Source organism: Rhodococcus jostii RHA1, assembly GCF_000014565.1.
Taxonomy (GTDB): Bacteria; Actinomycetota; Actinomycetes; order Mycobacteriales; family Mycobacteriaceae; genus Rhodococcus_F; species Rhodococcus_F jostii_A.
Genome location: NC_008271.1, coordinates 319,298 through 332,361, shown reverse-complemented (window position 1 = coordinate 332,361; position 13,064 = coordinate 319,298). Strand labels below are relative to the sequence as shown.

The window sequence follows — 13,064 nt, the reverse complement described above, 5'->3', positions numbered from 1 at the left end:
CCGCGGCGCTGCTCCCGGCGCTCCGCGCCGGGAGACGGGGCGAGTCGCTCCGCTCCCCGCCAGGGAGCCGCTGCGCGGCTCGCAGTGGGTCCATTCCCGTTGCCGTCGATCGAGTCGCTTCGCTCCTCCGAGTTTCCGAGATTAGGTTCTCACCTGCGCTTTTACTCGTCCCGTTCGATCCGGTCCCCCACACCCCAACGAAGCTGGGGAGGCGGGAGGGTGCACCCGACCCGCCGCCCACTCGCCTTCCCGCACTGCTCCATGTCATACCCACAGCATACCACCCCACCCCCACACACCCCAAAAAATCGAAAATCCCGAAACACTCAAACATGTTGATCAGTAACAGATTCCGAACCTTACAACCTGACATCTGTGCACAACACACGTAAATACTGATTCATCAATCTATTACCGAAACATGTTGTCAATCAACATCTTTCAAAAACGGCTCAAAACCGGACGAAACAGACACCCGCGCGCCCCGCCGACACCCCGGCGCCGGCACCCCCCTAACAGGCCGCCGGCGCCCCCACATCACAAACCGGGGACATGTCATCACACCAGGTCACAACAACATTACGGCCGCGAGTGCCGAGGTCGCGTCGATCCCACCCATAACCACCTGCACACGCCCAGAATGGGCAGCAGGGAATTCAGCAGCGGATCGCGTCGCTCGCGGCGACGCCCAGGGAGGGAGCGCGTCATGGTGTTCGAAAGATTCTCCGATCAAGCCCGACAAGTGGTCGTCCTCGCCGCCGCCGCCGCCCGCACCCACCACCAGAACTCCGTCGGCACCGAACACCTGCTCATTGGGATCTTCGACGCCGGCGGCCCCGGAGCGGCAGCGCTGACCGCATGGGGCGTCACCGCCCCGGCACTCGAGAGCAAGCTCGCGGGTGACACCGCACCGGCGGGATCCGCCCCGGCCGCGGGGCACATCCCATTCACCCCGAAGACGAAGAAGGCCCTCGAAGCCAGCCTGCGCCAGACGGCCCTGCTCGGGCATGAGGAGATCGGCACCGACCATCTGCTCCTGGCTCTGCTCGACGACCCCGCCTCCACCGGCGCTCACATCCTCACCGACCGCGCACCCCTGCCCATCAGCGAAATGCGTGAGCACCACCAACCGCGAACTGGCCCAGCAACCCACCCCAGGCCCCGCCCACCGCATCCCCATCCGGCTCAGCGACGACGAATACACCCGCGCCCACGCCACCGCCCGCACCGCCGGCCAGAACCTCGAAACCTCCGGTCCACGACCGCATCACCGACGCCCTCGACACCGAACAACCCGAATAGCAGGTTCAGTCGGGGGTGAAGAACAGCTCCATCGACATGAAGAACCACACCACCAACGGCACGAACGCGCACACCAACGGGCGGGGCGAAGTCCACGCTCGGATCGGCCGCGGCGATGGGGCCCGTGACGATGGGGCCCGTGACGGCGACGACCTACGGGGTCATCTGTTCCCCGGTGACGAGGAAAATCACCCTGCGTCCGACCGTGACGGCGACGACCTACGGGGTCATCTGTTCCCCGGTGACGAGGAAAATCACCCTGCGTCCGACCGTGACGGCGACGACCTACGGGGTCATCTGTTCCCCGGTGACGAGGAAAATCACCCTGCGTCCGACCGTGACGGCATGGTCACCGAAGCGTTCGTAGAAGCGGCCGAGCAAGGTCACATCGACCGCGACCGGGACGCTGCCGGCCCAGGCCGGATCCTCGATCAGAGTGAGCAGCCGGCGGTGCAGGTCGTCGAGCTCGTCGTCGCGTCTACCGATCTCGGCGGCCAGTTCGGGATCGTGCGTGCGCAGGACCCGTTCGGCGAGGCCGGCCAACTCGGCCGCCACCCGCCCCATCTGGGAGAGCCCCCGGCTGCAGACCCGGGTAAGGGCAAAGCCTAGGTCGGCGCCTCCGGGGACACCCGTCGACGCGGTTATGGACACCTTCGACGAACTGTTCCTCCTCAACCTACCGGCTAGGGCAGGGCTCGGGCTTGCGGCTGTGATAGCAGGCGCGCATGGAGAACTCCGTGCGCCTGTAGCCGAACTGGCGTGCAGGACTCCGAATCGCGAAGTCACGCCCGCCGGTCGACCAGGTACATTCCCCCATTCAGCCAGGTGCGTCGCCGGGGACGCACGGCAACACTGAGAGCCGCACCCATCGGCGGACGGTCGGGTGGCGGTTCGAAATTCCAGCTCAAAACGAGGACAACACACGTGAGCATGCCTCAAGTAACTGATCCGGTCACGATCAATCCAGTCGGCGGGCAAACCGTTATACCGGATGCGGTCAGTCCTGCCGCTGGATTCGTGCCGTCGTCGTCGATGGTGATCTTCGGTATCACTGGCGACCTGTCCCGTAAGAAGCTGCTCCCGGCAATCTATGACCTGGCCAACCGGGGGCTCCTTCCGCCTAGCTTTTCGCTGGTCGGCTTCGGCCGGCACGAACCTGACCGCGTCATCGAGACCATCCAGGCGGCGATGATTGCAGGCGCGCGCACTTCCTTCCGGATCGACACGTGGAACCAGTTGGCACGAAACTTCCGCTATGTCCGAGGTAGTTTTGACGACCGATCGGCTTTTGAGATCCTGAAACAGGAACTGGCACAATTGGATATGCTTCACTCCGCCGTCGGCCACTCGTTTTATATGTCGATCTCCCCGGCCCATTTTTCCCTGGTGTGCGCGCAGCTGAACGCCGTGGGCCTCAGCCAGCACCACCGCGGATGGCGGCGCATTGTGCTGGAGAAGCCGTTCGGAAACGATCTGGCCAGCTCACGGGCATTGGGCGCCACCGTCGACGAGGTTTTCGGTGCGGGGTCGGTGTTCCGGGTCGACCACTATCTCGGCAAGGAGACGGTCCAGAACATCCTGGCGCTGCGGTTCGCGAACGGATTGTTTGAGCCGCTGTGGAACCACCGCCACATCGACAACGTACAGATCACCATGGCCGAGGACATCGGTGTCGAAGGCCGGGCCGGCTACTACGACGGGGTCGGTGCGGCTCGGGACGTCATCCAGAATCATCTGCTGCAGTTGTTGGCCTTGATTGCCATGGAGGAGCCCGTTGGTGTCGATGCGGCGAGTCTGTCGGCGGAGAAGGTGAAGGTGCTCTCTGCCACGTCAGCTGTGGGTCCGTGGACCGAGACCACCGCGCGTGGGCAGTACGCGGCCACCATCCGAGGTGAGACATACCTACCGGGGTTACTCGAGGAGGACGGATTCAATCCTTGCTCGACTACCGAGACGTATGCGGCCATCACCGCACAGATCGCGAATCGGCGCTGGGCCGGGGTTCCGTTCTATCTCCGGGCGGGTAAGCGCCTGACCAAGAGGACCACGGAAGTTGCGGTGACCTTCGCTGCGCCGCACCATTTGACCGGTTCCGCCGAGGCCGGCCCGCCACCCCAGAATGTGCTGGTGGTGCGGGTGCAGCCCGACGACGGAATCTCGTTGCGGATCGGTGCGAAGACACCCGGGGATGGGATGCGAATCCAGGATGTGGATCTGAGCATGTCTTTTGCCGACTCGTTCGGCGGATCCTCCCCCGAGGCCTATGAGCGATTGATCCTCGATGTCCTTCGCGGTGACGCCTCGTTGTTCCCGTCGCAGGCCGAGGTGGATGCGTCGTGGGCGATTATCGATCCGGTCATCACGTTCTGGGCCGAGCACGGGCGCCCCGACGAATACCGATCCGGCAGTGCCGGGCCGAGTTCGGCCGAGTCCATTGTCGGCCGTACGGGAAGGGTGTGGCGGCCGTTGTGAATTCGAGGGTGCGTTGTTTCCGGAATGCCCGGATCCTCACTGCCGCGGGTTGAGCGCAGGCACTTGCGCATGCGCGTTGCGCACCAGGGACTGATTGCCTGACGCCGTCGCCAGGGCGAGCGAACCCCTACTTGGCGGGCCGCCCCTCAGGCCGGTCGGGGTGTCTCGTGTGCCATGATCCCGGCTTGGATGCCGATCGCTCCCGCCTCGCCTCGGTTGGCGACGTCGAGTTTCTTCAGCACGCTCGCGACGTGGAATTTGATGGTGCTTTCGCTAATGCCTAGTTCGGTGGCGATGGCCTTGTTCCGTTTGCCGACCGCGAGGTGGGCGAGGACTTCGAGTTCGCGCGGATTCAATGTCGACAGGAGTTGCTCGCCGGGCCGCGCTGCGGGGGGATCGAGTGGAATCGTCAGGGACACCCGGCTGCCCCAGCCGTCGATTGACTCGACATCGATGTGGCCGCGCAGGGTGTGTAAGCGTCCGGACAGTTGCCGAGTCAACGCGTTGCGGTCGATGGTGCCGGGCCCCTGGTCACGGACCTCGATCAGCACGTTGTCACCGTCGCAGTCCCACGCGATCCGCAAACGACTCAGCACCGGTTGGGCGCCGAAGGCCAGCACGATGGCGCGAACCATCGCGCGCGCCGCGTGCGCCACCTCACCCGGAAGCGGACGGCCGTCGGCCGGCGGGTCGACATAGTCGACGTCGACCTCCCGATGCCGCAGCATGGGGCGTAGTTCGCCCTGCAACCTGGCGAATGCCGTGGTGACCGCCTCCTCTGACAGGGCCCGATCGGCGGCACCCGCCGATCGCAGCGCGATCAGTGCGGCCGATGCCGTCTCGCTCGCGGTGATGCGCGACCGCCGATCGTCGAGGTCGTTCGATCGGAGGGTTCCGAGGATCGACGACAGGGTCGCCTCGTGCACCTCCGTCAGTTCGGCGATGGTGCGGGCGCGTTCACTCGACGCCGCCCGTGACTCGGCGAGATAGTCAGGGCTGGCCTGTGCCACCTGTTGCTGGATGGAGGTCGCGACGATCCCGAACATCGCCGCGACCCCATCGGGCTCGGGTGGGCCGGCCTGAGATGGCCGCGGGACCAGGACGAGCAGCGTGTCGCCGGAGTCGCGGACCGCCCAGACCCGGCGGCGTCCACCTCCCAGTGAACGGATTCCGGCGACGACACCGCCGGGTTCGATGGATTGTTTGATCTCGTCGAGTTCGTCGATGGTCACTCGGTCGACTATCTCGCGGTTTCCGGCGACTTTGCGGGGGCGTCCGGTGCACTCCCGGGTGAAGATCACCAGCGCGTCGTGCGGCCACCATCGGCCCAGGAACCGGGAGAAGCGGGTCGCGATGTCCGGGAGCGGTCCCGTGATCACCTTCCGCATCTCCACCCAGGGGTCGACCTGCAACCGAGCCGAGTCCTCCACGCTTACCACCCATTCACAGTATGGCCGGGTACGAGGCAACGGCACTGGCCAAGCGGCCGGCCCGAACCGGCCGACCGGCCGGGTGCCGCGGCGCACCGGAGTCGGCAGCCTTGGATCAGACCGGAACGGCTATCACCGAGGAGGACCATGACCGTCACCGTCGAGCAGACACGCACACGGTTCAGTGACGGGCGCCGCATCGTGCTCGACGAGAACGAGCGCCTACTCAATTCCGTTGCCGCCGAACAGTGGGACCGCGCCGGATCCTTGATCACGTCCGCACGCGCGGTGTTCGTCATCGGCAACGGGCGCAGCGGCCTGGCCGTCCAGATGGCCGCGATGCGACTGATGCACCTCGGCCTGCGCGTCCATGTGGCCGGGGAGGTCACCGCCCCTGCCATCGGCGACGGCGATCTGCTGATTGCCGTCTCCGGGTCGGGCACCACCGCCTCGGTCGTCGGCGCAGCCGATACCGCGAACAAGGTGGGTGCCTCGGTGCTCGCTGTGACCACCGCGCCGGACTCGCCGCTCGCCCGGCGCGCCGACGAGGTCCTGATCCTGCCCGCGGCCGACAAGCAGGACCACAGCGCAGCCATCACCGCCCAGTACGCGGGCAGCCTGTTCGAACAGTCCGTGCTCCTCGCCTTCGACGCACTGTTCCAGGCGCTGTGGCACAACGTCGATCAGACCGCCGAGCGGCTGTGGGAACGCCACGCCAACATCGGTTGAGCGTCCCCCAATCCCAAACCCCCAAAAAGAAGATAACCAGGAGAAACACATGACGAAGCTGCAGGTTGCCGTCGATCTACTCACCACCGCCGACGCGCTGGCCCTGACCAACAAGGTGGCCCCGTACGTCGACATCATCGAACTCGGCACCCCGCTGATCAAGAGCGCCGGCCTCAGCGCCATCAGCGCGATCAAGGCGGCGCACCCGGACAAGGAGGTCTTCGCCGACCTCAAGACCGCCGACGCCGGCTTCCTCGAGGCCGACCTGGCCTTCTCCGCCGGCGCGGACCTGGTCACCGTCCTCGGCGCCGCCGGTGACGCCACCATCAAGGGTGCCGTCGAGGCAGGCAAGAAGCACGGCAAGAAGGTCGTCGCCGACCTGATCGGCGTGCAGAACCGTGTCGAGCGGGCCCGCGAGATCGCCAAGCTCGGTGTCGCGTTCGTCGAGATCCACGCCGGCCTCGACGAGCAGGCCCAGCCCGGCTACTCCATTCAGACCCTCCTCGACGACGGCAAGATCGCCGGTGTCCCGTTCTCCGTCGCCGGTGGCGTCAAGGTCGACACCATCGCCGCCGTCCGTGACGCGGGTGCGGACGTCGCCGTCGCCGGTGGCGCCATCTACAGCGCCGAGGACCCCGCCGTGGCCGCGAAGGCACTCAAGGACGCACTCACCAAGTAGCACGCGATCGCCGACGGTGAAGGCCCTGAACAAAACCAGTTCAGGGCCTTCGCCCATTCGCATGCCCGCAGTTTGTTACGTGATGTGTTGCTGGGCGGTCTATACCCTTTCGCACGCGGAAAGGGCCCGCGTTCACGTTGACGCATCCACCCAACACTTCTTCTATCGAGATGGAGCAGCAAGACAATGCAATTGGGATTTGTTGGCCTCGGCCGAATGGGATCGAACATGCAGGCACGGCTGCGTCAGCGCGGCCATGACGCGATCGGCTTCGACCCGAACTCCAACACAAGCGACGTTCCGTCCTTGGAGACGTTGGTGTCGTCGTTGTCGGCACCACGGGTGGTGTGGGTGATGGTGCCCGCGGGCGACGCAACCCGCAACGTCATCGGGCAACTCTCCCGCATTCTCGAACCGGGCGACCTTGTTGTTGACGGCGGCAACTCACGCTTCTCGGACGACCGGGTCAATGCCGATGTACTCGCGGAACGAGGAATCGGCTATATCGATTGCGGAGTCTCGGGTGGAGTGTGGGGGCGCGAGCGGGGCTACGCGCTCATGGCGGGCGGGGACGCTCGCGACATCGAGCGCCTGATGCCGGTCTTCGATGCACTGCGTCCCCTCGGCGATCGCCGGGACTCGTTCGTTCACGCAGGCCCCACCGGAGCTGGTCACTACGCGAAGATGGTGCACAACGGAATCGAGTACGGGTTGATGCAGGCCTACGCCGAGGGGTACGAACTCCTCGCCGCCGAAGATTCAATCGTCGACGTGCCTGCGGTCATGCGTGCCTGGTCCGAGGGCACCGTTGTCCGTTCCTGGCTCCTTGACCTGCTCGTCGAGGCCTTGACCGACGATCCCGCACTCGCGACCATCTCCGGATATACCGAGGATTCCGGCGAGGGACGCTGGACGGTCGAGGAAGCGATTGCCCACGCCGTTCCGGTCCCGGTCATCTCGGCGGCATTGTTCGCCCGCTTCGCCTCCCGGCAGGACGACTCCCCCGCGATGAAGGCCGTCTCTGCGCTGCGCAAACAGTTCGGCGGCCACGCGGTGCGTCTGGCCGAACCCGCTGCGATCGGCTAGAACATGACCGCACAGCACTCAGACATAACAGCCACCTCGGCCTGGCAGAAACTGCACGCCCATCGCGATGAAACCTCGGCCCTGACGATCCGTGAGCTATTCGCCGCAGACACCGAACGCGGTCGCGAACTCACCCTCACAGCAGGTGAGCTGTACATCGACTACAGCAAACAACGCGTCTCACGCCACACCCTGGCACTGCTGGTCGAACTCGCTCGCGCCGCGGGTGTGGAGGAGCGACGCGACGCAATGTTCCGCGGAGAACGGATCAATACCTCCGAGGACCGCGCCGTCCTGCATACCGCCCTCCGTCTACCCGCCCATGCCAGCCTGCGCGTTGATGGCCATGACGTGGTCGCCGATGTTCACCGCGTTCTCGCTCGCATGGGCGTTTTCTCCGACCGGCTCCGCAGCGGTGAGTGGCGGGGAGCCACCGGCCGCCCGATCATGACAGTGGTCAACATCGGGATCGGCGGCTCGGACCTCGGACCGCACATGGTGTATCGCGCGTTGCGGCACTACGCGGACTCGGGTATCTCGGTCCGGTTCATCTCGAACGTCGATCCGTCCGACCTGGTGGCTACCCTTGCCGACCTCGATCCATCCACCACCTTGTTCATCGTCGCGTCGAAAACCTTCTCCACCCTCGAAACCCTCACCAACGCCGCCAACGCCAGGCGGTGGGTGACGTCCGCGTTGGGTGAGCAGGCGGTCGCTCGCCACTTCGTCGCCGTCTCCACCAATGCTGAACGGGTCGCGGCGTTCGGGATCGACACCGAGAACATGTTCGGGTTCTGGGACTGGGTCGGTGGCAGGTACTCGGTGGGTTCCGCGGTCGGTCTCGCCGTCATGGTCGCGATAGGCAAGGACTCCTTCGAGGAGTTCTTGGACGGTTTCCACACCATCGATAGGCATTTCGCTGATACACCGCTCGAGGACAATGCGCCGGCCATTCTCGCGCTGCTGGGTGTGTGGTATTCGAACTTCTTCGGCGCCGAGACACGAGCGATTCTGCCGTACTCGAACGATCTCGGTCGGTTCCCCGCTTACCTGCAGCAACTCGCCATGGAATCGAATGGCAAGTCGGTGCGGGCCGACGGTAGCCCCATCGGAACCACGACCGGCGCAGTGTTCTGGGGCGAGCCGGGAAGCAACGGTCAGCACGCCTTCTACCAACTGCTGCATCAGGGAACACGGCTAGTGCCGGCGGATTTCATCGGCTTCGCCGAACCCACCCACGACCTTCCGGCGGCGGACGGCGCAGGCAGCATGCACAACATCTTGATGAGCAACCTGTTCGCGCAATCGCGCGTTCTCGCCTTCGGGAAGACCCCCGAGGAGCTCACACGGGAAGACACCGCCCCCGATCTGATCGCCCACAAGACGATGCCCGGTAACCAGCCCTCAACCACAATATTGGCCCCACGCCTGACCCCATCGGTGCTCGGGCAGCTGATCGCCCTGTATGAACATCAAGTGTTCGTTGAAGGAATCATCTACGGGATCGGCTCGTTCGATCAGTGGGGAGTTGAACTCGGAAAGACTCAGGCCCTCGAGTTGGAGCCGGCCCTCTCATCCGGAAATGGTTCACTGCCTTCGGATCTCGACTCCTCGACTGCCTCGATGATCCGTTGGTACCACGGGGTGCGGGCGCACGGCACCGCCACCGTGGGGCGCCCCTGAGTGGACCTCGCCGCTACATGCTGGAGGTGGGCCGACGGTCTACCTCCCGTCGCCGGGTGCCGCTGATCACGGCAGAGCAGTGATCAGCTTCTCCACATCCACCCACGGGCCGGTGAAGAAGGGCACCTCCTCGCGGACGTGCAGGCGGGCCTCGGTGGCACGCAGGTCGCGCATGAGGTCGACGATGCGGTACAGCTCGGGCGCCTCGAACGCGAGAATCCACTCGTAGTCGCCGAGCGCGAACGAGGGCACGGTGTTGGCGCGGACGTCCTTGTACGTGCGGGCCGCCATACCGTGGTCGGCGAGCATCTTGCGACGCTCCTCGTCGGGCAGCAGGTACCACTCGTAGGAGCGGACGAACGGGTACACGCAGATGTAGTTGCCCGGGTCCTCACCGGCCAGGAACGCCGGAATGTGGCTCTTGTTGAATTCGGCGGGCCGGTGGCACGCCACGTTGCTCCACACGGGCTTGCTCGCGCGGCCCAGTGCGGTGGTGCGGCGGAAGTCGGCGTAGGTCGCCTGGAGGGCTTCGATGCTCGCCGAGTGCGTCCAGATCATGAAGTCGGCGTCGGCTCGCAGGCCGGCCACGTCGTAGAGCCCGCGCACCACGACACCGTTGTCGGCCTGACCTTCGAAGAAGATCCGCGCTTCCTTGATCACAGCTTCCCGGTCGTCCCCGAGTACACCGGGTTCCACCTGGAACACCGAGAACATGAGGTAGCGGATTTCAGAGTTCAATGCGTCGAAGTCGAGGCGTGCCATGGGTTTATCGTGCCCTTCCGTAGATCTGCCGGATGGGTAGCGCACTCCGGTTGTCGGGTACTTCGGTGATGTCGAGGCGGGTGAGTTTTGCGACCGCCCGGTCGCGGTTGTCCGCGACGAAAATGTGGAGGAATTATGCTGTCGGCATGGATATTTGAAGAATCGACAATTTCGCGAGGCAGTGATCCTGGAGATGCTGTTTCGTGGGCAGGTCGAGACCGGAGGCGAACCGCTTCTCCACCATCCCCAGCACGCGTTCGTAGAAGGTCACTGGCGGTATGCCGAACTCGGTGAAGATGCAGTAGTCACCACCACCGTAGGCGCTCCACTGGAGGGCGAAGTCGAGCAATGCTTGATCATAGGAATCCATGTGTTCTCCGTGGTGTCGGGAGTTATGCAGTCTCACTGAACGTCCTCGGCAACCGGCTGAGGTGGTCCTACTCAGTCACCTGGCGAGACCATCAGATGACTGGCCGGTGATGTCGTTCGGTTCCGCGGTGAGGTCGTCCCGGTTGCGGGGTCGCAAATCGTCTGGCCACCCGACGGGTGCCGCATCAAAGGACTGCTGACCGACGGATTCGGACGGAACCCGGCTCCGGGGCCGGATCGCCGCTGCATGTGGCGCGAGGCTCCTGCGACGAAGGTCAACTGGCCACAGAGAGCATGGCGATCATCCGCAGCGCGGTCGCCGGGTGGGTCAGTAGACCTTTCACTACGAGGCGTCCCGTCACGATGTTGCTGAGCACCGTTAGTCCGCGTCGGGTGAAAAATCCGACGGGAAGTAAGCCGCCGGCATTCATCTTCAGTTGGGAGACATCAAGGATCTGGCCCACCGTGGCCCACACCACGACGGCAGGTTTGTTCACGATGTCGTTGCAGATCACCGCGTGGTCGGAACGGAAGATGATAGTGGCCGACGCGTCGGTGTCCGTGCTGAACACGGCGACGGGACGGGTGATGTGGCGGGCGATGTCGATGCGGTCGGGGTGGATCTGAATGTTCTGCTCGAGCAAAGTGGCGAGAATGTTCGCGACGCCGTTGGCGTCGTCGTCGTACAAGGTGATCTCGTACGAGCCGGATTCGACGGTTGTCATGGATTCACTTTCGTGTGCGGGGACGTAGAAGACCGGGCGGGACTTGCGGACAGTAAGTCCCGCGCGAGTTGACCGGTATCTGGTCAGACGGCCCATTCGGTGGGCACTTGCCCCCAGGTCAGCAGGAAGTTGTTGAGCGCGCCGGCGTTCTCGATGGCTGAGGACATCGGCCCCTTGGTGAACTTGATCTGCCCCGCCATGAGCAGCGTGCCGCCTTCGGCTTGCCCGGCCGCCGCCTGCTGCCAGGTCTCGAGGCTGCCAGTGACCTTGATCCACAGGTCGTGGTCGTCGTACTTGCGGGGAGTCCAGGACACGACAGTGCCCCTATCCCATGCGAGGTGGCAGACCAGGTCATCGCGGCCGGTGACACCGAACTCCATCCGGTTGGTGAAGGTGGCCGGGTCCTTGAAGCCTTGGTAAACGGCGGGATTCGCGTTGACGGCCACGTGGGCAGCGTCGCACCACTCTTGTGAGAAGAACTTCAGTGCGTCGGTCATGGATTCGATCTCCGTTGTTTCGTTGTGGCCGGCACGGATCTGCGCCAACCATCCGTTGGTGGGTGCGCAGTCCGTATCCCCCGACGCGGACAGGGTCGCTCTGGTTCATCGCGGGCTGCGCCCGCGAGTTGTCGATCATGCACTCTGCGGACGGGGATAGTTCTGCGCGGCAATAGTGCTGTGTCTTTCGACCAGCGTGCGGTGCTGGTGTTCGGGTGCTCGACCGTCAGACCCGTTCCAGGGTTCGTTCCCTTGGTGCGGGACGGGGACGTGATCCTGCACCCGCGGTCACCCCGAGGGCGCCGAGAGCAATGAGTGCCACTCCGGGAACGAGGAACCACCAGATCAGCATGGTGGTGTCCTGGCCGCCGGTCGGAATACTGGCCGCTTGCTGGAAGTTGTCGACGTTGCCCTCGATACCGGCAACGAGTGCCTGAAAGCGTGGAAGGATCTCGCTCAACTGCGCCATGCCCGTGGCAACATCCGGGAAGTTCTCGGTCATGAAGGCTTGGAATTGTGCGGGATCCATCTTCAGCGCCCCGGCCAGGGCCGGCACGGTGTCGGCTTCCAGCTGTGTGGACATCTTCTCGATGACGGTGAAGTCTGACCGAACCTCAGCGGCGCCCTGGTCGGTGAAGACGGGACCGAAAGCAGCGGTGAGGTCGTCGACTGCTTTCGCCTTCGCCGGCACAGACAACGCGAGCGGCGCAATGATGAACACCAGACCTACCACGATACTGACCAGGAGGGCGGCCCTGGAGACGCCGCGCTCCGGCTTCTCGCGCCCGAGTACCAACGCGCCGGCGGCAAGCACTAACAGCACTGCACCGGGGATCAAGAACAGGTAAGGCACCACGGTACTGGGCAGGAAATTCGTGGGAACTTGATCGGCGCTGCGGAAGTTGGAGGCCTGGGCTTCCAGTCCACCTACGAGCCCCTCAAACTTCGGCAAAATAGTGTTGAGCTGGCCGATACCGCTGGCAACATCGGGAAAGTTTTGACCCATGAAGTCCTGGAACTGTTCTGGGCTCATCCCCAACGCGCTCGGCAACGCCCGCAACGTCTGCCCTTGGAGCTGATCCGACATCGCTTGCACGGTGTCCATGTCAGCCCGCGTTTGGGTCAACGCCGCCGGCTCGAAGCTCGAACGCAGGTTGCCCGTGAGATTCTCCACGCCCTGAGTCTTGCTCAACATTCCGGTGACGAGGGGAAAGATAACTAGCACTGCACCGATCGTTGCCACGACGGCGAGTATGGCGGTTCTTCTAGCCGGCATTGCTTATACTCCTTGGTCGATTCTGCGAGCACGTAACAGCGTTCACGTGCTCGG

At 64.4% G+C, this 13,064-nt stretch carries 13 protein-coding genes; 6 read left to right on the top strand and 7 right to left on the bottom strand.

Annotated elements, in window-relative coordinates; genetic code table 11:
* The first annotated feature begins 706 nt into the window (after positions 1-706).
* Entirely contained in the window at positions 707-1,321 is a 615-nt protein-coding gene (locus RHA1_RS48870; protein WP_011600606.1) for a Clp protease N-terminal domain-containing protein, read from the top strand.
* Between the two features lie 266 nt (positions 1,322-1,587).
* Here the strand turns inward: RHA1_RS48870 and RHA1_RS53935 are convergent, their stop codons facing one another.
* Positions 1,588-2,088 carry a phosphate signaling complex PhoU family protein gene (locus RHA1_RS53935; protein WP_011600605.1) on the bottom strand — a complete coding sequence of 167 codons (501 nt, stop codon included), beginning with the start codon at positions 2,086-2,088 and terminating at the stop codon, positions 1,588-1,590.
* Positions 2,089-2,226: 138 nt separating this feature from the next.
* Here RHA1_RS53935 and zwf point away from each other — a divergent pair, with 138 nt between their 5' ends.
* The gene (gene zwf / locus RHA1_RS44335; protein ID WP_011600604.1) at positions 2,227-3,774 is read left to right on the top strand and encodes a glucose-6-phosphate dehydrogenase; all 1,548 of its coding nucleotides are present in this window, start codon (positions 2,227-2,229) and stop codon (positions 3,772-3,774) included.
* 146 nt (positions 3,775-3,920) lie between these two features.
* Here zwf and RHA1_RS44330 read toward each other — a convergent pair whose 3' ends face one another.
* Entirely contained in the window at positions 3,921-5,204 is a 1,284-nt protein-coding gene (locus tag RHA1_RS44330) for a helix-turn-helix transcriptional regulator (RefSeq protein WP_011600603.1), read from the bottom strand.
* Between the two features lie 147 nt (positions 5,205-5,351).
* Between RHA1_RS44330 and hxlB the strand changes: the two genes are divergently transcribed.
* The 4 genes from hxlB (at position 5,352) to pgi (ending at position 9,381) form a co-directional block, all read left to right on the top strand.
* Complete coding sequence (hxlB, locus tag RHA1_RS44325) at positions 5,352-5,933, top strand: 6-phospho-3-hexuloisomerase (RefSeq protein WP_011600602.1); 582 nt, start codon at positions 5,352-5,354, stop codon at positions 5,931-5,933.
* A 49-nt stretch (positions 5,934-5,982) separates the two neighbouring features.
* Positions 5,983-6,612, top strand: coding sequence for a 3-hexulose-6-phosphate synthase (gene hxlA / locus RHA1_RS44320; protein ID WP_011600601.1), 630 nt, complete (start codon positions 5,983-5,985; stop codon positions 6,610-6,612).
* A gap of 186 nt (positions 6,613-6,798) precedes the next feature.
* Positions 6,799-7,698, top strand: a complete 900-nt coding sequence (gene gnd / locus RHA1_RS44315) for a phosphogluconate dehydrogenase (NAD(+)-dependent, decarboxylating) (protein ID WP_011600600.1) — start codon at positions 6,799-6,801, stop codon at positions 7,696-7,698.
* 3 nt (positions 7,699-7,701) lie between these two features.
* Positions 7,702-9,381: a glucose-6-phosphate isomerase gene (gene pgi / locus RHA1_RS44310; protein ID WP_011600599.1), complete on the top strand. Its 1,680-nt coding sequence runs from the start codon at positions 7,702-7,704 to the stop codon at positions 9,379-9,381.
* Between the two features lie 66 nt (positions 9,382-9,447).
* On the opposite strand, the gene hemQ is transcribed toward pgi, so the two are convergent.
* The 5 genes from hemQ to RHA1_RS44285 all read right to left on the bottom strand — a co-directional run bounded on the left by hemQ (position 9,448) and on the right by RHA1_RS44285 (position 12,977).
* Positions 9,448-10,143 (bottom strand): hydrogen peroxide-dependent heme synthase, encoded by a 696-nt coding sequence (hemQ, locus tag RHA1_RS44305; RefSeq protein WP_011600598.1) that lies wholly within the window; start codon positions 10,141-10,143, stop codon positions 9,448-9,450.
* Between the two features lie 133 nt (positions 10,144-10,276).
* Positions 10,277-10,513, bottom strand: a complete 237-nt coding sequence (locus RHA1_RS44300) for a hypothetical protein (RefSeq protein ID WP_011600597.1) — start codon at positions 10,511-10,513, stop codon at positions 10,277-10,279.
* 274 nt (positions 10,514-10,787) lie between these two features.
* On the bottom strand, positions 10,788-11,237 hold the full coding sequence (locus RHA1_RS44295; RefSeq protein ID WP_011600596.1) for a hypothetical protein: 450 nt from the start codon (positions 11,235-11,237) through the stop codon (positions 10,788-10,790).
* 83 nt (positions 11,238-11,320) lie between these two features.
* Complete coding sequence (locus RHA1_RS44290) at positions 11,321-11,734, bottom strand: SCP2 sterol-binding domain-containing protein (protein WP_011600595.1); 414 nt, start codon at positions 11,732-11,734, stop codon at positions 11,321-11,323.
* 226 nt (positions 11,735-11,960) lie between these two features.
* On the bottom strand, positions 11,961-12,977 hold the full coding sequence (locus RHA1_RS44285; protein WP_237727136.1) for a hypothetical protein: 1,017 nt from the start codon (positions 12,975-12,977) through the stop codon (positions 11,961-11,963).
* Between the last annotated feature and the right edge of the window lie 87 nt (positions 12,978-13,064).